21 protein-coding genes and 1 other RNA gene are annotated in these 21551 nt (G+C 51.5%); 9 read left to right on the forward strand and 13 right to left on the reverse strand.

The window, feature by feature from the left end:
* Positions 1–578: 578 nt before the first annotated feature.
* Positions 579–1520, reverse strand: coding sequence for a helix-turn-helix transcriptional regulator (locus KGZ92_03240; GenBank protein ID MBS3888304.1), 942 nt, complete (start codon positions 1518–1520; stop codon positions 579–581).
* A 692-nt stretch (positions 1521–2212) separates the two neighbouring features.
* Here KGZ92_03240 and KGZ92_03245 point away from each other — a divergent pair.
* From KGZ92_03245 to KGZ92_03255, 3 genes are read left to right on the forward strand one after another with little or no spacing between them, the layout of a single operon-like run.
* The gene (locus tag KGZ92_03245) at positions 2213–3583 is read left to right on the forward strand and encodes a radical SAM protein (protein MBS3888305.1); all 1371 of its coding nucleotides are present in this window, start codon (positions 2213–2215) and stop codon (positions 3581–3583) included.
* A gap of 13 nt (positions 3584–3596) precedes the next feature.
* Entirely contained in the window at positions 3597–4532 is a 936-nt protein-coding gene (locus tag KGZ92_03250) for an ABC transporter ATP-binding protein (GenBank protein ID MBS3888306.1), read from the forward strand.
* Positions 4532–5347, forward strand: coding sequence for an ABC transporter permease (locus tag KGZ92_03255; protein MBS3888307.1), 816 nt, complete (start codon positions 4532–4534; stop codon positions 5345–5347). Before KGZ92_03250 ends, KGZ92_03255 begins: the two co-directional genes overlap by 1 nt.
* 74 nt (positions 5348–5421) lie before the next feature.
* Here the strand turns inward: KGZ92_03255 and KGZ92_03260 are convergent, their stop codons facing one another.
* The 4 genes from KGZ92_03260 to KGZ92_03275 all read right to left on the reverse strand — a co-directional run bounded on the left by KGZ92_03260 (position 5422) and on the right by KGZ92_03275 (position 8870).
* Positions 5422–6330, reverse strand: coding sequence for a DMT family transporter (locus KGZ92_03260; GenBank protein MBS3888308.1), 909 nt, complete (start codon positions 6328–6330; stop codon positions 5422–5424).
* A 54-nt stretch (positions 6331–6384) separates the two neighbouring features.
* Positions 6385–7563 (reverse strand): M20 family metallopeptidase, encoded by a 1179-nt coding sequence (locus KGZ92_03265; GenBank protein ID MBS3888309.1) that lies wholly within the window; start codon positions 7561–7563, stop codon positions 6385–6387.
* Between the two features lie 85 nt (positions 7564–7648).
* Positions 7649–8239, reverse strand: a complete 591-nt coding sequence (locus tag KGZ92_03270; GenBank protein MBS3888310.1) for a superoxide dismutase — start codon at positions 8237–8239, stop codon at positions 7649–7651.
* Positions 8240–8336: 97 nt separating this feature from the next.
* Complete coding sequence (locus KGZ92_03275) at positions 8337–8870, reverse strand: hypothetical protein (protein ID MBS3888311.1); 534 nt, start codon at positions 8868–8870, stop codon at positions 8337–8339.
* Between the two features lie 318 nt (positions 8871–9188).
* Here KGZ92_03275 and KGZ92_03280 point away from each other — a divergent pair, with 318 nt between their 5' ends.
* From KGZ92_03280 to KGZ92_03295, 4 genes are all read left to right on the forward strand, one after another.
* Positions 9189–9797, forward strand: a complete 609-nt coding sequence (locus KGZ92_03280; GenBank protein MBS3888312.1) for a peptidylprolyl isomerase — start codon at positions 9189–9191, stop codon at positions 9795–9797.
* Positions 9798–9903: 106 nt separating this feature from the next.
* Entirely contained in the window at positions 9904–11364 is a 1461-nt protein-coding gene (gene guaB / locus KGZ92_03285) for an IMP dehydrogenase (protein ID MBS3888313.1), read from the forward strand.
* A 50-nt stretch (positions 11365–11414) separates the two neighbouring features.
* The gene (locus KGZ92_03290; protein ID MBS3888314.1) at positions 11415–11996 is read left to right on the forward strand and encodes a GTP-binding protein; all 582 of its coding nucleotides are present in this window, start codon (positions 11415–11417) and stop codon (positions 11994–11996) included.
* Positions 11963–13144 carry an amidohydrolase gene (locus tag KGZ92_03295; protein MBS3888315.1) on the forward strand — a complete coding sequence of 394 codons (1182 nt, stop codon included), beginning with the start codon at positions 11963–11965 and terminating at the stop codon, positions 13142–13144. The genes KGZ92_03290 and KGZ92_03295 overlap by 34 nt, the downstream gene beginning before the upstream one ends.
* Here the strand turns inward: KGZ92_03295 and KGZ92_03300 are convergent.
* The 7 genes from KGZ92_03300 to KGZ92_03330 form a co-directional block, all read right to left on the reverse strand.
* On the reverse strand, positions 13133–13417 hold the full coding sequence (locus KGZ92_03300; GenBank protein ID MBS3888316.1) for a pro-sigmaK processing inhibitor BofA family protein: 285 nt from the start codon (positions 13415–13417) through the stop codon (positions 13133–13135). The genes KGZ92_03295 and KGZ92_03300 overlap by 12 nt on opposite strands.
* Before the next feature lie 93 nt (positions 13418–13510).
* A complete protein-coding gene (locus tag KGZ92_03305) occupies positions 13511–13795 on the reverse strand; it encodes a YaaL family protein (protein MBS3888317.1) in 285 nt (94 codons plus the stop codon).
* Positions 13796–13851: 56 nt separating this feature from the next.
* Complete coding sequence (gene recR, locus KGZ92_03310; protein ID MBS3888318.1) at positions 13852–14448, reverse strand: recombination mediator RecR; 597 nt, start codon at positions 14446–14448, stop codon at positions 13852–13854.
* A gap of 9 nt (positions 14449–14457) precedes the next feature.
* On the reverse strand, positions 14458–14772 hold the full coding sequence (locus tag KGZ92_03315) for a YbaB/EbfC family nucleoid-associated protein (protein ID MBS3888319.1): 315 nt from the start codon (positions 14770–14772) through the stop codon (positions 14458–14460).
* Positions 14773–14787: 15 nt separating this feature from the next.
* Positions 14788–16422, reverse strand: a complete 1635-nt coding sequence (dnaX, locus tag KGZ92_03320) for a DNA polymerase III subunit gamma/tau (GenBank protein MBS3888320.1) — start codon at positions 16420–16422, stop codon at positions 14788–14790.
* Positions 16423–16540: 118 nt separating this feature from the next.
* Positions 16541–16803: signal recognition particle sRNA large type (gene ffs, locus KGZ92_03325), an RNA gene on the reverse strand.
* A gap of 117 nt (positions 16804–16920) precedes the next feature.
* Entirely contained in the window at positions 16921–17766 is an 846-nt protein-coding gene (locus KGZ92_03330) for a substrate-binding domain-containing protein (GenBank protein MBS3888321.1), read from the reverse strand.
* 113 nt (positions 17767–17879) lie between these two features.
* Between KGZ92_03330 and KGZ92_03335 the strand changes: the two genes are divergently transcribed.
* Positions 17880–18458, forward strand: a complete 579-nt coding sequence (locus KGZ92_03335) for a DUF3298 domain-containing protein (GenBank protein MBS3888322.1) — start codon at positions 17880–17882, stop codon at positions 18456–18458.
* 81 nt (positions 18459–18539) lie between these two features.
* Entirely contained in the window at positions 18540–20063 is a 1524-nt protein-coding gene (locus KGZ92_03340) for a glycoside hydrolase family 26 (protein ID MBS3888323.1), read from the forward strand.
* 102 nt (positions 20064–20165) lie between these two features.
* Here KGZ92_03340 and hisS read toward each other — a convergent pair whose 3' ends face one another.
* Positions 20166–21407, reverse strand: coding sequence for a histidine--tRNA ligase (hisS, locus tag KGZ92_03345; protein ID MBS3888324.1), 1242 nt, complete (start codon positions 21405–21407; stop codon positions 20166–20168).
* Positions 21408–21551 lie beyond the last annotated feature (144 nt).

The raw sequence follows: 21551 nt of genomic DNA on the forward strand, positions 1-21551 counted from the left end.
CCTAGTGATACAATAGAACCGACTCCAAGATCGCAAAAAAGCGGGGAACTCGAGGATTGAATCCCCACAGCATCCGCCGCGACTTCGTTCTTCTGGGCAATCGAAAATTTTGCGGAGTTATATGCAAGGCCTAGTTTCGTCTAAATAACGGAATTTAGGCCTTTTTGCCGCAAAACTTCCGATTGGACCCTTTTAGGACCGTCCCCGTGCCCCCCAGTTTGCTAAATGGGGCTAGCTCGTTCCCCGCGAACTCTGCTTGAGTAAATCCCTCTTCTTTGCGTGCTTTGCGAATTTTAGTACAGCCTGTGCGTACCACCCACCATTGTGTCATCCCGCCGCGGGATTTTGTGCGGTCTACATCGGCGGGTGCCGTGTGGTTAACTGGTATACCAGGAGGGGATAAGTATGGGTAAGGCATCTGCTGACTAGCTAGCTGCTGACAGTGGTCCTGCTCGGCTCAATTTTGGTGAGTGATACAGTCGCTCGAATTCCAACAGTGGGGGACGTGAAATTTTGTTTTGTGGGATGATACAGAAAGGTCGTCCCCGTGTTCCCCACAGAAAGCAAGCGGATTACTACTAAAGGGTGATCACTAAATTATACTTATCTTTAATAATTTGCACCATGTGCTGATAATGCGTGTGATCGCCTGAAATTTTTAAAGTATACAGGCACTTTTTGAAAGATTCTAAGTGCAGTTCATTGCCAAGATGATACTGAGCAGCAGCTTCTCTAAGAAATAGGAAGTGCAACATGTCTAAATGGCCCTTCCTTAACGACAATTCTATCCCTAATTGTGCGTATTGAAGCGCATCGTGATGCATATCTAAGCGATGGTAATTATAGGATATATTCGCATAAGATTTAATGGCATATAAATCTTCAATTTTGTCACTGTATAAGTTGCTTTCTACAACGGTTAAGACGTGTTTGGAGATGCGTATACTGAGCTCGCAGTTTCTGAGATCACCTAAGCATGCGGCGACCACAACTAACCCTCTGATTTCGAGGGCACTGTAACGATATCGGTCAAAATTTTCGATTTGGAAATCATGAATTGACAGCCTAAGGGCGCAAATAATGTTCGTGTAAGCGGATTGAAGATCGCCTTTGTACCTCAAGCTAATAGCTAATATGAGATGATTGATTTGTTTCAATGTCCTACAATCTACCAGCTTAAGTGCATCGGCCTCACTCAACGATACCCTAAAAGATTCATGCAGGCCTTCTATTTCGGTGAATCTGCCAAAGGCCATTAGATGATCTAGTGACTTTAAAAAATCGAAAAGCAAGCCAGATCTTTGATAGGACGCCAGAATTCTGCCAAGATCCACTTTAAACAATGAACTAAGGTGTACCAGCGTGTCATAGCGTGGTATCGAGTGGCCGTTTTCAATTTTGCGCAGTGTATCAATATTGACTCCGGTCTCTCTCGACACAATCAACTGAGAATATCCGAGTGCCACCCTTAGTCTCTTTAATTTTTTGCCAAAATTTCTGAGGTCATATGTCTCAAGCAAAAAACTGCACCTCCTCACCCCGATTTTAATCGGGGTGTTTGTGAGATGGAAATAGTATATCATGTCAATAAATAAAGGGATAAGCCATGAATTATTAATTTTTGGAGGTGAAGAGGTGAAAAAGATATGCTTCATGAAAAGGATAGCAAAGTTGGTGTTAACCCTAATTTTGGGCTTTATTTTTTTAACTGGTTTTGCTGATCTTACATGTGCAGCGGATGATGATTATGTAATCCCTTGTTTGGTGGCTGTTACAAGGGGTGGATCTCCTCATCATGGTGTTGTATGCCGCTGCAAGTAAGAACCGCCTCGGTCACTACTAAGCTTGCGGCTAAGCACGGACACACGGAGCAGCAATTGTCCCTCAGGTTGATCCCCATCCTCATACGGCCATTTTGGGGGAGCTAAAACAGTTGGCCAACGCATAGCCCCAGTAATTTGCGTGACAGGCAGGGGGGATTGCTTAGTGAATGCTTAGTTGCCGAAATAAACTGGGCTTTACACGCTTGAAGCAGAAAGGAGGTGATTTGATGCGTATTCGTAAGGGTAGGTTTTCTTTAACCAAAAACGAGATCGATGTCTGTGATGGTTGCCCAGGCCGAATGGTATGTGGCGGCAAAAGTCGGTAAAACAACCGAGTGGCCAGAATCATCTGGCCACTCGGTTGCACTTGAGATATTGGAGGCGCGATCATGAAGCTATCAAAATTTTGTGTTATTATGGAAGCCCCCTCGAATCTTTATCCTCAAGCGCACAATATGCTGCTTATCTACAACACCCTGACCAAGGCGGCTCATCTACTCTCGAGGCCGCAGTTTGAAGGGCTATGCAACTATCTGGATGGGATTGAGGCTCAAGATGCGGGCCTAAATATCTCTGACTTAAAAGAAGATATGATTGTTGTTGACAATAATACTGATGAGGATCTTGTTTTTGAGCACCTATACAACCAAAAGAAATTCAGGGCAGATGATCTAAAACTTATTGTAGCCCCTACTACCAATTGCAACCTCCGTTGCTTGTACTGTTTCGAAGAGAACATAGCCAAGACAAACATGGAGGCCAATGTGGAGAAACAAATCCCCGTATTTCTAAAAGAGAATTATTTAGAGGGTATAAGACATGCTACCGTCACTTTGCATGGAGGCGAACCCTTATTGTTCCCATCCCTGACATTCAGAATTATGGATAGCTTGAACTCCTTATTTATGGATAGGCATGTGAAATATCGGTATAATATGGTAACTAACGGCACTACCTTAAGCCGGGATAACGCGAACAAGCTCGTAAAAAGAGGCTTGGAGTTTGTGCAAATTACCATAGACGGCTGCAAAGAGTATCATGATTTGAGGCGAATTGACGTAAATGGCAGAGGGACTTTTGATAAGATAGTTAAGAACATACAAGAAACAATAGATGTAATCCCCAACATAGCGATAAGGATTAGCGTGGACAAACATAACCACAATTTAGATCAAATGAAAAACCTGATCGACTATTTGAGTTGCACGGGCATAAAGGACAAGTTGTCAGAAATCTATTTTTCTCCCATTGTTGAAACTACAGATTGTAACAAGCATAGTTCGCAATATGCTTTTGGCTTTGAACATGCCAGCGAAACCCTAAATATGCTATCTGATTGGCTGGCACAACAAGGCATACGCCCGCTAGATGAATCAAATTACTCTCCATGTTGGGCACACTCCAATAATTCAATAATAATTAATGCTGACGGGGCGTTGTACAAATGCATATCTCTAATTGGGCGAAAAAATTATTCTGTGGGGGATGTCTTCAGTGGGTTAAACATGAATTACGTGCACTTTGTCAACGTGAATAGATGGAAAGCGTGCCTAAAAGAGGGGTGCCCCTATGTTCCCATTTGTGCCGGGTCGTGTCATTTTGATTCAGTTGTTCAATTTGACAGCATAATGCGTAGATCGTGCCGCAAGACACTCATTGAGGGACATTGGATGCATATTTTAAAAAAGGGCATTATGGAAACATATCGCACAAAGGGGATGTCTGGTGCGGGGAATATAAATTCAGCAAAAACTCTTTAGGGAGGAACCGGTCTTGATATTGCTCAGAAGTGTTGCGAAGGCTTTTCGAAATCGGTCTGACATAGTTCAAGCGATCGACCACATCGACCTCAATATTGAGCCCAAGCAAATCTTTTCTCTTTTAGGCCCAAATGGAGCCGGTAAGACCACGCTGATAAAATTGCTGTGCGGTCTTATCACGCCCGACTCGGGCCAGATAATGATTAACGGGGTAGACATAGGGAGACAACCTCATATCGCTAAGCAACTTATAGGGGTCGTACTTGAAAGCGCAAAAAATGTGTATCAGTACCTTACGGTTAGGGAGACATTAGAATATTTTGGGCTGCTTAATGGCCTAGCCGGGGCCAAACTAAGCAAAAGGATATGCTACCTTACGGAGATGTTCAGTCTGCAGGAAAAAATCAGCCATAAAGTAGGGACGCTTTCAAGGGGCATGCAGCAAAAATTGGCGATAATGATTGCGATGGTGAAGGACCCTGAAATCCTTATTCTGGACGAACCGACCTTAGGCCTAGACGTAATAAGCAGCCTTAAGATTAGGGATGTCATCAAGGATTTGGCACGGGGGAAAACTATCATCTTGACTACGCACGCCTTGGAACTCGCTGCGGAGCTTTCTGATAGGATAGCTATCATTAATAAGGGGCGGATTGTGCATCATTCAACTATGCCAGAACTTGTAGCGAGTTATCAGGTGAATGAGGATTCTTACCGCATTGTGTTCAGAGCAACCAGTGCGGAAATCGAGAGCCTAAACCGCAGGGATCCCAAAGTAGAGGTTACAGAGTTGCAGGATTCTCTCTATCAAGTAAAAGCTGGTCCTGAAGCGGCGAGCTTTTTAATGCGAAACTTCAATATTATTGAGCTGGAGAAAGAAAATGCGGATTTAGAGTCGATCTTTATTGATCTGCTGCATAAAAGTACAGCCCAAAGGAGGGATGCATAGTGTTTGTCTCGATACTGCGCGCTGAATTTAAAAAGTTAACCGCTGACTATCGAAATTACTTCCTAAACTACATAGTTGGCCACGCTACCCTCTTTCTTTTGGCTGTAGGGCTGTTTTCTGCGTTCGCGCACACTACCTCTCAGGCGCCTTCATCAACCCTAGCGTTCTTCTTTGCTCTGTTGTTCTGGTATTACAGCGGTGATGCCATTGGTATCACCGGGCAAATTGTTTCCGAGGAACTTATGCTGGGCACTTTCGAACAGCTTTTGCTTACCAAGGGGAGTATCAAACGTATTTTCCTAGCTCGTCTGATTGTGCAATTCATCTTTCAGTCCATGTTTGCTCTAGTGTTTTTTTCAGTCCTTGTATCCATATTTGGTATGTGGGGCGTCTTTTTTGGGCTAGGTAATAGAGTGCTAGCCCTTTGCATAGTCTTTATTCTCACTGTACTTGGGCTGTATGGGATGGGGTTTGTCGTGGCAGGCTTATCGCTGGTCTTTAAGCAAGCGGGGGCGGTATCAAGCGTGCTAACGTATACCGTTCTGTTTTTCACGGGGAGCATAGTGAATGTCGACAGGATCCCAGCCGTAGTAAGGCCGCTTGTTTACCTAATACCTGCTACTGCGGGGAATAGTCTTTTAAGGGCTGACATCTTGCCGGCGGAAGGCCTAGCCGCTGTAGAATTAGCAACAAACCCCATGTTTTTGTATCTTGTCGTCTTAGTTGGGTTGTGGTTATTCTTCGGTAACGGCATTTTCAATTTCTGCTTAAAAAGTGCTATGAGAAAAGGTAACTTGCATAGTTACTATTTTTAGCTAAACTCCGAGAAGGCGCGGCTCAATTGGTTGCGCCTTGCTCGGGGTCTTCGTCCATAGCTTGTCTGCGACGTTTAAGTTAGAGTTTCATGCCGCGCGGCGAAGCGATTTGCCCCCCACACGCCGGCAATGATCATGGCGACGCCGAGTGCGCTGTACCAGTGAAAGGGTTCGCAGCGCACGAGCACTCCTGCCCAAACAGCTACAAGCGTACCGACATTAGCGAAGATAGCAGCTTGTGTGGCCGGGAGATGGGACAGTGTATAGTTAACCAGAAAGAAGGCTACCACCGAAGATAGGATGCCCAGGTACACAACGGCCCCAATCAGCTGCCAAGATGCCAACACGGCTGAAAAACCGCCAGCGAACGCTTGCACTCCTTGACCGAAGAGCAAAGGCAGTGAAAAACTCACGGCACCGACCCACATCATGACAAAGGTAGTCTCAAAGGGTGTAAACTTACCCGAAACGCGCCGCGACATGATGTTAAAGATTGCGGCTGAGCAGACTGCCAGAAAAAGGAGCGCTAATCCCAAGGCATTCGCCGGACCGGCCCTCGCCACGTCTTTAATAACAATGAGCAATACCCCAGACACCGACATCAGTATGCTCGCACCCTGCAGCACAGAGATCCGCTCGCCCAGCCATGCCCTGCTCATAATCGCTACTACGATTGGGATTAGGGCAATCATCATGCCGGCCTGCGATGTGTGAGTGAACTGCAGGCCGTTTATTTCAAACAGAAAGTATGCTACGGGTTGAAAAACTGCTAACAGCAAAAGAGGAGCGATATTCTTACCCCGCAACGCTAGCGGGAATAGCCCTAGCAGGTGAAGCACAGTTACCACCCCTGCCGCCAACAAAAAGCGCATGGCCAGTAACGTTAGTGGGGCAACGGTCGCAATCGCATCTTTGGCGAACAAGAACGAGAGACCAAAGATTGTGGCAAAGCCTAGCCCCGCCAAAAACGGCAGGGGAGACATCTTTTGGGGCAATATGAGCACTCCTAATCTCTTGCTGTAGGTCACCTTACGGGCTTACCGGATATTTAGTGTGTGCGTGAAGCACTCCTTAATTTCACCTTGCAGGGCGGCACTGTTTAGAATGTCAAAGGCAGTCATGGCGAGACCCTTAGCGGCTTTAATAACTACCTCATCTGCGCGCTGAGAGGCAGAGAAGGCGGTAAAATCAGCGTGGTGAGTGTTAACTTCTGTGGGCGCAATCCAGAGATAGTCGTGAATGACGGGGAGCTTTAGAGAAATGTTGCCGATATCAGAGGACCCGTACATGCCTACCGGTGACGCCCACTCCATCTCTTCCCCGAGCTGTGCCATGTTTGCCTTAAAGACGCTCGACATTACCTGATTGGGATAGCGCTCGGCATACAACAGCCCGACCTTAACCTCCGCTACAGCCCCAGTCAGCTTGGCTGCGGCGTCAATGGCCAGCTGCACTTTTTCTACGAGTTGCTTTAGCTCAGCGAGTGTGGACGCGCGCAAACTAAACTCACAGGCCGCCTCGCCAGGGATGACATTAGAGGCTGTGCCGCCGTTAGTGATGATGCCGTTGACATTGTCTTGCAAGCTAAACGTCGGGCGGAGCATATCGATATGTTGGAATGTGCTGAGGACGGCATTGAGAGCGTTAATGCCGCGGCTAGGCGCAGAGCTGTGCGCTGCCTTGCCCCCAAAATGCACCTTAACCCCAGTCGCAGCCCGTCCGCCGCGAGCGAGTAGCGATTTGCCCGACGAAGGGTGGATCATCAATGCGAAATCTACGTCGTCAAAGACTCCGGCCTCTAGCATTACTATCTTGCCCCCATCAGCCTCTTCGCCGGGAGTCCCGAAGAGAGAAACAGCCCCATTAAGGTGCGGCATAACTTGGCAGAGACCGAGATATGCGCCGACAGAAGCTGCCGCAATCACGTTATGCCCGCAGGCATGACCTATGTCGGGCAAGGCGTCGTACTCCGCTAGGAAAGCTACGTGCGGGCGCGGGGCTTGGCCTCTGACAGTGGAAACAAACGCTGTGTCAAGGCCGGCTACGCCACTTTGGACTTGTCGACCTGCGTTTGTTAACAACTCGGCAATGTACTTAGTTGCTTGGTGCTCCTTAAGAGAAGTCTCGGGTGTACTGTGTATAGCGTGCGAGAGTGCGATTAGCTGCGTTTCCATATTGTCGATAGCCGCGATAACAGTTTGTTTTAACGGATGCATTGGGAAACCTCCTTTGTGTGTCTCTTGGGGACGGAGGAGTGCGACATGTGTCGCACTCCTCCGTCCCCAAGAGACATCCTCCCTCCTAACAGCAGCAAATCCTTCTGGCTACGTCGTCCCAGTTGACTATGTTCCACCAAGCGGCAATCCACTCGGCACGGCGGTTTTGGTACTTAAGGTAATAGGCGTGCTCCCACACATCTACCGTAAGCAGGGGGATAGCTCCGATTAACGAAATGTCTTGGTGCTTCTCAATCGTGAGGATGCGGAGGCCTTCAAATTCGGCCGATTGCACGAGCAAGGCCCATCCGGAACCTTCGACGGCAGCGGCGGCAGCGCTAAACTGCTTCTTGAATGCATCTATGCTGCCGAAGCTTTCGTTGATAAGCTCAAGCAACTTGCCTTGGGGTTCGCCCTGGCCGTTTGGAGTCATGTTGGCCCAAAAGAGGCTGTGCAGCAGATGTCCGCTGCCGTGGAATGCCAGCTCGCGTTCCCAGTGCTTGATTAAGGCGAAGTCTCCGCTGACGCGAGCTTCCTGCAGTTTGTCTTCGGCTTTGTTTAGGCCGTCGACATACGCTTGGTGATGTTTGCCGTGGTGGAGCTTGAGGGTAGCCTCGTCATAGTGCGGCTCTAGGGCATTATAGGCGTAGGGGAGGGCAGGCAAAGTGTGTTTCACAAACAACCTTCCTTTCGATTTTAGTGTTGACTAAGGGAGAAGCCTCAGTCTCACTGCAAGTAATTCTTCGCAGCAAGTGAGGTTTCCTTCAAGTAACCTACTCCCGTCGCAGACGCTGCCTAACGATAGCAATGCGCGGCAGGAGCAAGCGCTCGGTAACGACAAAGCCGGCAGTTCCTAGTAGCTGAGTAAACAGCATCAGTGGCAATAGGCCACTCCAAGTGACGCCGAGCAGTGGCACGCCCAGTACAAAGTGTGCCACAATTGCCGTCACAGCAACGCATAGGGTAGGGAACGTAGAGGATAGCCAACGCACGGCCTTGCGCGAGTAGGGCGGAGGGCATAATAGCAGTGCGAAGGCCTCTTCGAGCAAGCCTGTCAAAACAATAGCTGCGCCCATAAGGAGGCTCACGAGGCTCATTACGGCGGCAAGCACTACTGCCGTCAGGAGCAATACACCGCGTTCGCGGATAAGCGACAGCGGGATACCTACCATCATGGCCAAGAGCGGCGCCAGTAGGGCGAATTTCATGCCTGGCAGGGGCAGGGCAGTAAGGAGCAGGTAACCTAGAGCGGCCGCGCAGGCCACTACCATGGCGATTGTAGTCATCTGGCGTGCTGTGAGGCGCATGAGTAGGAGATGCTCCTTTCCTTGTCGCTTGGAGGCGAGCCGCCAGCCCCCAGCCGCCGGCCGCCGGGACAGCTTTGAGCTGTGAGCTGTGAGCGGTGACGGGGTGAAAAGGTGGAAAGGTCAAAGGGGAACTAGAGGCGCTACCCCCTTCCACGAAGTGCAAAGTGCAAAGTACAAAGTGCAACCCTCCGTCCTCCACAATATACCTTTCGCCTAAGCGGTCTGTATTCCTGCTCGTGTTTCCTGTACAATAAGTAACGAAAAGTGAATTTCCGCACTTAAGGGAGTTCACTAAACTTCCGAGGAGGCGAACCCACCATGCAGAAGAAGATTTTGCTGCCCGTTCTAGTCCTTTTGCTGCTAAGCCTGGTGTTGACTGCGTGCCAAGCTGAGCGGCCAAAGCCCGTAGTGACGATTGAAATGGCGGCAGGCGGAACAATTAAGATTGAGCTTGACCCAGACGCCGCACCTAATACAGTTAATAACTTCATCAAGCTTGTACAGGATGGGTTTTATAACGGTCTTGTGTTTCACAGGATCATGCCGGGCTTTATGATTCAGGGCGGCTGCCCCGACGGCAACGGAACCGGCGGCCCGGGCTACGCTATTATGGGCGAGTTCTCGGCTAACGGCGTGCGCAATCCGCTTAGGCACGAGCGCGGCGTTATTTCTATGGCCCGCAGTCAGCTCTTTGACTCCGCAGGCTCGCAGTTCTTTATTATGCATGCTGAATCGCGACACTTAGACGGTCAATACGCTGCTTTTGGCCGCGTTATCTCCGGCATGGAAGTAGTAGACCGCATCGTGAATGGCCCGAGCGACCAAGCTCAAAATGGCTTAGCACTTGAGCCACGCGAGGTAATGAAAAGAGTGACGGTAGATACCTTTGGCGTACAATACGAAGCGCCCGTCAAAGTCCGCCGCTAATTAACGCTAGCTCCGTGGCTTGTCACCCTCGCGTGCACATGGTAAGATAAGTAACCAAGCCGCTGCTGACTTTTTAGACTGCTATTACTGACGAGGGGGTAGAGTTTTGCACACCGAACCGAGATTTGCCAAGGAAGGCCTAACCTTTGATGATGTATTGTTGCTCCCCCGCAGGTCAGATATGCTGCCGCGGGACGCAGACACTTCAACTTGGATAACGCGCGGCATTAAGCTTAATATTCCTATTGTGAGCGCAGGAATGGACACCGTCACCGAAGCGCGTATGGCGATAGCTATAGCGCGCGAGGGCGGTATAGGCGTAATTCACAAAAACATGAGCATCGAGCAGCAAGCTTCTGAAGTCGACCGCGTCAAACGGTCTGAGCACGGCGTAATCACCGACCCTATATACCTTTCGCCGGAGCACACGATTCGCGATGCCTTGCGCCTGATGGAACGCTACCATATTTCCGGTGTCCCCATAGTGGTAAACGGGAAACTAGTCGGCATTATCACTAACCGCGACATTAGGTTTGAGGTCGACTTAGACGGCAAAATCGACACAGCCATGACGAAAGAGAATCTAGTCACGGCACCGGTGGGGACCACGCTCGAGCAAGCCAAAGCAATCCTCTGGAAGCATAAGATTGAGAAGCTCCCGCTGGTGGACGCTAACTTTCAGCTGCGCGGCCTGATTACGATTAAAGATATCGAAAAGACACGGCAGTATCCAAACGCCACCAAGGACTCGCTCGGGCGGCTGCGCGTCGCTGCCGCAGTCGGCGTAGGACTAGCCAATATGGAGCGCGCGGAAGCTTTGGTGGCCTCGCGCGTAGACGTCTTGGTCGTAGACACGGCGCACGGACACTCCGAGGGCGTGCTGCAGATGGTGCGCGAGCTAAGATCCGCTTGGCCGGAAGTAGCGCTAGTCGCGGGCAATGTGGCTACCGCCGAAGCTACCCTAGACTTAATCGAGGCCGGGGCAGACGGCGTGAAGGTCGGCATCGGGCCGGGCTCCATATGCACGACCCGCGTGGTAGCCGGCGTCGGCGTACCGCAGATTACGGCGGTGCTCGACTGTGCCGGTGCCGCGGCGAAGCATGGCGTTCCCATTATTGCCGATGGCGGCATTAAGTACTCGGGCGATATAGTAAAAGCTCTCGCCGCCGGTGCGGATACGGTGATGCTCGGGAACCTCCTAGCAGGCACGGAGGAGAGTCCCGGCGAAACAGAGATTTTCCAAGGCAGAACTTACAAAGTTTATCGCGGTATGGGGAGCCTTGGGGCTATGGAAAGGGGTAGCAAGGATCGCTACTTCCAAGAGCAGGCCAACAAGCTGGTGCCGGAGGGCATTGAAGGGCGGGTGCCCTACCGAGGTCCGCTTGCTGATACAATTTTCCAGGCGGTTGGGGGCATAAAAGCCGGTATGGGTTATTGCGGCTGCCGCACGGTGGCAGAACTTAAGACAAAAACACAGTTTGTGCGCATTACCGGCGCCGGATTAAAGGAGAGCCACCCCCACACGGTGAACATTACTAAAGAAGCCCCCAATTACAGCGGCAACTAAGGTGCGTGGGCTTTGTGCCTCACGCTCCCGTACATAAGGAGGAATAGTGCTTGAAGCAATTCGCCACAGAAGAACTACGTAACGTCTGTCTTGTCGGGCATGGTGGGTCTGGGAAAACCTCATTTTTAGAGGCAGCCCTCTACAGCAGCCAAGCTATCGACCGCATGGGGCGCGTAGACGAAGGTAACACCGTGTCCGACCACGACCCGGAGGAGGTTAAGCGCTCAATCTCTATCGCCACTTCTCTGGGGCCGTGCGTGTGGCAAGGGCACAAGGTAAATTTTGTCGACACGCCTGGCTACTTTGACTTTGTTGGCGAAGTCAAAGGCGCACTGCGCGCCACCGACGTCGCGCTTGTCTTTGCCTGCGCGGTTTCGGGTGTTGAAGTGGGAACCGAGAAGGTATGGGACTACGCGGGGGAAAGGAACATGGCTCGCGCATTTCTCATTAACAAGATGGACCGCGAAAACGCAAACTTTGACCGCGTTGTAGAAGAGATTCGCCAGACGTTTGGCACTTCGGCTGCTCCGCTGCAGATTCCTATCGGGCAAGAAGCGAAGTTTGCCGGCGTGGTCGATTTGCTTAAGCAAAAGGCTTTATGCAGAACATACTTGACAGAGCTAAAGCCTTAGCGCCGGAGATCATATTAATACGAAGAGACTTGCACAGAAACCCAGAATTAGGCTTTAAGGAGCACCGCACATCAGGCGTAGTCAGTACTTACTTAAAGAATCTCGGGCTTGTCCCACATACTCTGGCCGGCACCGGAGTTGTCGCCACTATTCGCGGTAACCGACCCGGAAAAACAGTGGCCTTGCGCGCCGATATGGATGCGCTGCCGATTGCCGAGCAGGCCGGGCACGACTATGCATCAGAGGCGCCTGGACTCATGCATGCCTGCGGCCACGATGGCCATACCGCCATGCTCCTCGGGGCGGCCAAACTTCTCGCTCTAAACAACGACTTCCCCGGTAATGTCAAACTCATTTTCCAGCCTGCCGAGGAAGGGCCAGGGGGTGCTCTGCCTCTCATTAACGCCGGGGTTTTGGAGAACCCCACCGTGGATGCGGCCTTCGGCCTACATCTGGGCACATTTGTCGTGCGCGCTGGCCAGATCGCCCTCAGGGAGGGCCCGGTGTGCGCAGCCCCAGACACCATTACCATTGTCGTCCGCGGCAAAGGGGGCCATGGCGCACACCCTCATCTCTCCGTCGATGCCGTGGTCGCGGCAAGTCATGTAGTGGTCGCCTTGCAAACCATTGTAAGCAGAGAGATTGACCCACTCTCAGCCGTAGTTTTGAGTCTTGGCACCATTAAAGGGGGATACCGCGAAAATGTCATCGCCGACGAAGTGGAGATTACGGGGACCGTGCGCACCTTGTCACCCGAAATCCGCGCTGCGATGCCCGAGCGCATAGAACGCATTATCAAGGGGGTTTGCGACAGTATGCGCTGCGACTTTACCCTTACCTACGAAGAGGGCTACCCCGTCTTAGTGAACGACAGCACATTGACCACCCTAGTGGAAAGAGTCGGCCAAAGAGTGCTTGGCGCAAGCAATGTAATGCGCGCCCCCGTCCCTTCGATGGGGGGCGAAGACTTTAGCTACTTTGCGCAAAAGGTGCCCTCATGCTTCTTCTACCTCGGCGCCCTGAACCCCGAAAAAGATTGTCACTACCCCATCCACCACCCCAAGTTTAACTTCGACGAAGACGCCCTACCATATGGCTCCGCGATGCTCGCCGAAGCTTGTCTCGAGTATCTATCCTCAGCGCAGTAGATGTGGCAGGCCTACTAGAATTAGCGACCAGGGCAAGCCCAGATACCCAGCGAGCAGCACAGTAAAAGGGTTGAACGGTATGGCTACAAAAAAGTACTGCCCCGCGAAATTCATTACGAGCACCAACACTACGCCCCATACCGACATAGCAAGCAACTTCAGTAGGTACTTCACCGGAACCAAGAGGGCTCTACCCACAATGTAGGCTAAAACCACGAGAAACAGAATCGCGATAACGGTGTTGATATTGAAAAAAGCATCCCATTCGCCCATATGCTCTCCCCCCCTCTAAAAAGTATTCATCAGGAGGGCAGGGCATGCCAGAGAAACAAGCACAGACCGCGGCCGACCGCGTTCTGTGCTTGTTTATAGTTCTCGCGCTATACCAGGATAGTTTATGCCTTGACTGCGAGCCTGCTTGAGCAGGTACATGTAGCGTTTTTCTGCAGCTTGATTGACGTACACCGCGTGATCAATCAGATCGGGGTCCGACACATGGTCAAAATACTGCCGGGCGGCCACCCATTCTTGATGCGCACTACTGAGCAGAGTCAACATCTCGGAAGACGCCCTGTCCACGATTTCGCTCTTGGCAATACCCAAGCTACTACCTAGCGAGCTTATCACACTGGCCAAAAAATTACTTTCCATGCAGGCACCTCCCTTCTTTTGCTAGAAGGAGTTTGCCCATTTTGACAGCAGTTATGCTATACTTCTCGGCGATTTTCAAGCGCGCGAGCTAGAGTCATTTCGTCAGCATATTCAAGGTCGCCGCCGACAGGCAAACCATGGGCCAAACGGGTTACCTTAATGGCAAAAGGCTTGATCAAGCGAGCCAAGTACAGCGCCGTAGCTTCGCCTTCAATGTTAGGATTGGTCGCCAAAATAATTTCTTTAACGTCGCCATCTTGTAGACGAGACATTAACTCCCTTATTTTAAGCTGTTCTGGCCCGATACCGTCCATAGGCGAAATAGCCCCGTGCAAAACATGGTACTGCCCGCGGTAATCATGCGTTCTTTCAATGGCCGCCACGTCGCGAGGATCTTGGACCACACACAAGAGCTCTGTCCTGCGCCCGGACTGTGTGCATAGCGCGCACTTACCGCCCTCTGCTAGGTTAAAACAGGTAGGGCAGTATGTTACTTTATCCTTGGCTTCGGTTATCGCCTTCGCTAGTTCCATTACCTGCAGCTTGTCACGCGACAACAGGTAAAAAGCTAGGCGCTGTGCTGTTTTGGGCCCGATGCCTGGCAAGCGCGCCAGTTCGGAGATAAGCTTGAGTATAGGCTGCGGATACGTCAGCACGTTTAGCTAAAAGAGACCAGGCGGCAATTTGAGCCCTGAGGTAACCTTGCCCATCTCCGCATTGACCATCTCTTCCGATTTGCGCAGGGCTTCGTTTACCGCAATAATGATTAGGTCCTGCAACATCTCGATGTCGTTTAAATCCACTGCCTCGGGGTGGATTGTAATTTCTTTAAGCATTTTCCCACCCGTTACGACTGCCTTTACCATGCCACCCCCTGCGCTAGCATCAATGGTACGCATGTTTAGCTCTTCCTGCATTTTTTGCATGCGGTCCTGCATTTTTTGCGCGGCCTTCATCATATCTTTCATATTGTTCATGATAGCCCTCCTTAGTTAATGATTTTCGTCGATCAAGGTGCCCTGAAAAATCTCCAGCACCTGTTTAACTTGCTCTTCGCGCGGCAAAGGTGACTCTCCTGCCTCGCTGCTAGGCAACTTAATCTGTACTTCCACCGCCATGTCCATCACCTTAGCAAAGGCCTCTTTTATCTGCCCTAATTCAACAATGCCGCTTAACCTTTTATAGGTGTGCACATTATTGTCTTTCATTTGCAGAGTCACTAAATTGCCTTCCATACGGATGGGAGCCACTGCTCCTAAAGTCGCCCCGGTCAGTGGGGCTCTTTGTTTAATTATTTTTAGTACCTCTGGCCAAACTTTGAGCAGCATAGCCACACTTCCAACAACTGGCGCGCTCGCGGGCGATGATTCCGGTTTCTGCGCCTCCGGTTCAGGTGATTGCGGTTTCGGGTGTTCTACCTCTACCTGGGTGATCTTTACCTGCTCGGCGGGTCTCGCCGCTACCTTCCCCCCGCGCGAGGAATTTACACGCGTGGCCTCTACTACGTCCTGTGCCACTACGGCGGCGCCCCGCCCGGCGATTATGGCATGCTGCTTAAGGAGCATCACTTCTAGAGCCAGCTGTTGGTGACCGCCATACCGCAGTTCACCTTCTGTCTGCAGGGCCACTTCAATTACCGGCGCTATAGAGCTCTCTAGGCCTCTTGCTACTTCTTTGAGTACTTCGACTTGCGCTGGCTCGTGCCCAAATTCAACCAACATCGCTGGGGAATGTGCGACCAGAAGTAGCAGACGCAGGGTGGCTATATATGAAGACAACAATTGGCCCGCCTCGCGACCATGTATGACTTCGTCATTCAGCTCGGATAAGACTGAAGCCATATCGCCTTGCGTCAAGGCACGCAGTAGGCGCAAGTACACTTCTATAGGTACGGAGCCGCTCACACTTTCCACGTGCTCCACTTCGATAAGACCATCTGCCCCGGCATGCGCGACACACTGTTCGAACAATCCTAAAGCATCGCGCAGGGCCCCGCCAGCTTGTAGAGCTATCATGCGCAGAGCAGGTTGAGAAATTTTTACGTTAGTAGCTGTGGCAATTTGCTCTAGGCGCGATGCAATGGTATCTGCGCGTAGACGACGAAAATCAAAACGTTGGCAGCGAGAGATAATCGTCGCCGGCAATTTGTAGGCTTCGGTTGTCGCCAGCACAAACAGAACATGGCTAGGCGGTTCTTCGAGAGTCTTTAACAAAGCGTTAAAGGCCTCGTTGGTCAACATATGTACTTCGTCTATGATGTAAACCTTGTAACGCGACTTGCTAGGGGCGTACTTCACATTTTCGCGCAGCTCACGAATTTCGTCGATACCGCGGTTTGAAGCGGCATCAATCTCCAGCACGTCTAGGCTAGTATTCTGCCCGATGCTCACACATGATGCGCACACCAAGCAAGGTTCGGCCGTGACCCCTAGTTCACAGTTAACAGCGCGCGCGACAATTTTAGCGACACTCGTCTTGCCAGTGCCACGCGGCCCTGTCAAAAGCAGTGCATGGGGAACCCGCCCCGCCTTGAGCATGTTAGCTAGCGTCCGCTTTACATGCTCCTGCCCAGACACTTCAGCTAGGGTTGCGGGGCGCCACTCGCGATACAGTGTTTGGTAGCCCAAGACCTCTCCTCCTCCCCACGACATCACTAAGCATACATTCTATATTACCCACAGACAGCGACTTTCCCTGCCGAAGTACGAAAAAGCCGGGACTAAATGTCCCGGCCAACATAGATGGCCGCGCCCTGCCTTCGACAGTCACTTCCGGTTGTAACCACGGCAGTTAGCTCGAAGCAGGCTCCCCGGCGGCACACAAAAGGGTCCACTTACCGCTGCTTCCTTCCGGACCTGACGGGGTTCATGAATTTTTGTTGCGTCGGACCCACTTGTCAACACCACTTACTGAGGGCAAGCACCACAAATGAAAGCCTCAAAACAGGCTTCTGCCCTGCTACAGCGGATTGCAGGTTCAGGGCACCGCTACCTCCCCGCATAGCGCGACCAAAGCAAATTACTCGCTATGCCTACTATTTTGACCGCTTTAGAGCACGAAGTCAAGTCTTCTGTACGCCCACATTTTAACTATCGCAGGCCGCAACTGCAAAAAATAGGTTTGGGCTAGTTGCCTGCTTTCTCCTTGGGGAAGAACAGGGGTTCGCCATGCTTGTCTATGCCAAACTTAGCAATTTCGCTCTGCGCCGCATCTGACAGCATGAACCTGACAAAACGTTCTGCGCCGCGCGCATTGATACGAGGAAAACGCGCCGGATTAACCTGCATAACATGGTACAGATTTTTGAGTAGCGGATCGCCCGCGACGAGGATTTCAAGCGTTAGATTTGCTTTGTGTGCGAGAAAAGTCCCTCTATCTGTCAGCACATAGGCTTGTCGTTCATCGGCGATGCGCAAGGTCTGGTCCATGCCAGTACCTGATTCTATGTACCAGTTGCCCGATGGCGTCACCGCTAGAGCGGCCCAAATTTCTTGCTCCTTCTTGTGGGTACCAGAGTCATCGCCCCGGCTTACAAAGAGAGCTTGCGCGTCCTGCACTTGGCGTAGCGCTAGAGCGACGTCTTTCCCGTCGCGTATACCGGCGGGGTCAGTTTTAGGGCCGACAATGACAAAGTCATTATGCATAACATACTGGCGATTTATAGCTGCGCCACTGTCCACAAGTACTTGCTCTGCGGCAGGAGAATGCACCAGCAGCACGTCCGCCTCGCCCCGCTCGCCCATGGCCAAGGCCTTGCCAGTACCGACTGAAACAGTCTGCACGGTAATGCCGCTTTGTTGTTCAAACATGGGTATGAGCACTTCTAGCAAGCCTGAATCGACTGTGCTTGTGGTGGTGGCTAAGATGAGGGGCTGCTTAGGCGCGCAAGCCGTAAGAATGGATGCCATGAGGAATGTAACGACAGAGATGGTCGCGATTTTCTTTAGCAACATTAAACACTTCCTCCCCATAATCCCTTTTTTAGGCCTTGCAAAAAGCCCTGCGCCTTAATTCGACATGCGCACTCTCTGTTCCTTCCGTGAATATGTTAATGCAAATAGATAATACAAAGGAGCGAATGTCCGTGGACTACTCCCTCATTGGCGCCGTAGTGTACCCGCAGGTAGCCGCAGTCCCCCATAACAGGAGCCGCGTACGCATGAATGCCTTGCTTAGACGCAAAGTTAGGGCTTTGCTTCGCCAACAAGGCTACCAACAGAAAGATGTCTTTGTTTGGGGCACCAATAGTACGGAGCTAAACTCAAATGGAATTCTCAGCATTGTTATGGATATCTACGCCTATCGCCGTCATGCCGCCCACGGCTTGACTTTGCGCGACAGCGCCACCATGAATGTGCTCACTGGGCACAACTATCCCCTTTCGGAGCTGTTTTGTGCAGGGTGCAACTACATAACACCCCTTAGCGAGGAGATTAAACGGCAAATTAAGGAGCGCGATATCCCCCTTATCGCCGAGTTTTCGCAAATTAAACCCAATCAGTCTTACTTCCTGCGCGATGACTACTTAGTTATCTATTTTGCCACCTATGAGTACACCCCCTACTACGTGGGTATTCCCGAGTTCCCGATTCCCATAGCTTCCTTACGCCCCCTGATTGACGAAAAGAGCCCCCTCTACCGCTTCTTGCCCCCACCCGAATAGAGGACCATACTGACTGGTAATGGGCGGCAAGCGGTGCCGCCCATGTTATACTACTTGCAGGTGCTTAGAGGAGGTAATTCTGTGCGCAAACTATCGCTCATGCTGCTAATGCTGGTCTCTCTCGTTTTTTCTGGTTGCACCGCGCAAGAACGACGTTCAGCCAACGAATCTCCCCCGCCTCTCACGCGGCCCTCATCTGACTCTTACCGTGTTCTCACCAATGACCATGCTGGTTTCACGCTCAAATACCCCACCGAAATGCAGGTTGATTTAAGTCTCGCCGCAGTGCGCACTTTGCTGCATAGTGAGGCAGCCGAAGTGGAAATTTTCGTTGAGAGAGCGACCCCGTCACAAACATACATCAGCTATAGCAACGCCCCCATTCTCAGTGGTAGAGACAAAGTGCAAATTATACGCCACACTAAGGGTATCCGGCACGGCCGCGAGGTGCACGAATTGTGGTGGCGACGACCGACTCTCAGCAAGGTCGCTCAGGACATGCCCATGTATGCCTCCGTAGATATCGTCGTTCAACCAAGGCTCACCTATACCTTACTTTTTAGGGCCAAAACTCTCGCCGAGCTAGAGCGCATAGTACCCGCCATGGTCCACTACTTTGTGCCGATCCCTGCCCAAGGGGCGGCCCCTGCCGTTATCTTGCCGCGTGCGGCTAATCGCGCTGCACCCCTCACAAGCGCAGCAGAGGCTCTGCAGAAAGAGCTCTCTAACGCGTCGCGACAGACTTGGGGGCTTTTTGAGCCGAGCTTTCCGCTTTATGCCGACCCCCTGCACCGGTTAGAAAATCGCCTAGACTACTTTTTTAAGTACATTTTACTCTATAGCGACTTCACTTCTGGCATGCCCGGAAGACGATTAGCCCTCACCGCAGCAGAAGGCCGCATACCCGTGCTGACACTGCAGACCTTTTCACCGCAGCTTGGCGTAACCTACTCTTTAACTTACGACTTGCTTTCGGGCAAGCACGACGAGTGGCTGCGGCAGTACGCTCGCGACGTGGCCAAGTTTGGCCAGCCGCTTCTGTTTCGCTTCAACAATGAGATGAATGGCGACTGGTGTGCCTACTCGGCCTACTGGAGCAGCAAGGACGCCAGCCTTTATGTTGACAGCTACCGCTACTTATACCATCTCTTTGCGGAGGAGGGTGCCCATAATGTGCTGTGGGTGTGGAACCCACACGACGGCTCATATCCGCCCTTTGCCTGGAACGACAAACTTCTCTACTACCCAGGTGATGCCTATGTCGATGTCATCGGGCTAACCGGCTACAATGCCGGCACCTACTATCCCGGCGAGAAGTGGCGGGGTTTCCGCGAGATTTACGACCCGCTCTATGCTAGCTACGATGCTCTGTTCCCGCACAAGCCCTTTATGATTACCGAATTTGCCTCTAACTCCGTGGGTGGCGACAAAGTAGCATGGATAAGGGATGCCATGCGCTACTTGCCGCGCTACCCGCGCATTAGCGTCGCCATCTGGTGGAACCATGCCGATTTCCACGGCACCATCCCGGCTCGCCGCTACTGGCTAGATGAAACCCCCGAAACACTGGCCGCCTTCAAAGAGGGCCTGGCTAATTTCCGCTAAGGCGCGCGAAGCTACCCCGGTTCGTCTACAAGGCACCAAAAAGCCCTAGCCAACATACGCTAGGGCTTTTGCTTGCTTGGCTTCTTACCGCGGGCACATTCTCTAGGGGAACAAAATTAACTCGCCCTTAACACAGCTGTAGTAGCCGCTGTAACCCTCCGCCTCTAGTTGCGCTAGCTGTTTACCGAGCTTGTGGCGAGCCGGCAGCGTACTGACCTTGTGTCCCGCTTCGCGGAGCGCTTCCGCCGCCGCGAGAATACTGTAGAGACTGTCGTGCTCCTGACTAAAGAGCAAGGCGATGCGGGCGCAAGAACTAGGCGGTACAAAGCCACGCTCCTGCAAGAGCAGAATAATGCGCTCAAAACCGATGGAGAAACCAACGGCAGGCACCATCGTACCTAGCCACTTGCCAATCATAGCATCATAGCGTCCGCCGCCCGCCACTGCTAGCCCCAGGCCTTCCGTGGCAATTTCAAAAACCATGCCCGTGTAGTAGCCCATGCCCCGCACTAAGGTCGGCGAAAAGATAACTTGGTACTTTCCATCGGCTAACTTTGCCACTGTGTCAATGACTTCCTTGAGAGAATCATAGATGCTCGCGGGTACGCCGTACGACAGCACTGTCTCTAAAGACAGCCCGCGCACTGCAGATACAAACTGTTCTACCTGCTCCGCCTCAAGTCCCCCCTCACAAAGCTCCTGCAGGACTTTATCCCAGCCGATTTTGTCGCTCTTGTCGAGTGCTAGACAAATAGAAGGTACCGCTTCCGGAGCAAAGCCAAAGCTGGCAATAACCGCTGCCAAAAGGCGCCTATCGCTTATCTTAACGACGAAGTCTTGCAGGTGTACGGACTGCAGTGCCTTAGCCGTCGCATGTATCAGCTCGCATTCCGCTAAGGGCGAGGCATCACCAATTATGTCGATATCGCACTGAGTAAAGGCGCGATACCGACCCTTCTGCGGGCGCTCGGCGCGGTAGACGGTGCCGATCTGCATCGCCTTAAAGGGAGTTGGCAACTTATCTTTGTTACAGGCGTAAAAACGGGAGAGAGGCAGCGTCAGGTCATACCGCAAGCCGCAATCCACTATCGACTCCTCACTGAGATCTGCCCGCCCAAGTTGAAGCTGCTCGCCCCGCTTAAGTATCTTAAAGATCAGCTGTAAATTGTCGCCACCCTCGCTATTCGTCAAAAGCTCAATGTTTTCTACCGCTGGCGTTTCGATAAGCGAAAAGCCCTGCTGCTCATAGGTCTCTGTAATTTTACTTTTCACATATTCGCGCAGCCTGACCTCCGCGGGCAGAAAATCGCGCATACCCTTGACTGGATTCACGTTAATCTTCATAAATACAACCCCCCGACCAACAACTCACTTGTGGTTCATTGTATCAATGATGACTCCCTGCGGCAATGTCTCCAAACATATGGGACGGACGACTGCGTGAAAAGGCCCTAGTTAGAAGCAAGATGCAAGATGCAAGATGCAAGA

The sequence above is a fragment of the Bacillota bacterium genome (assembly GCA_018333655.1).
Classification (GTDB): domain Bacteria; phylum Bacillota; class UBA994; order UBA994; family UBA994; genus BS524.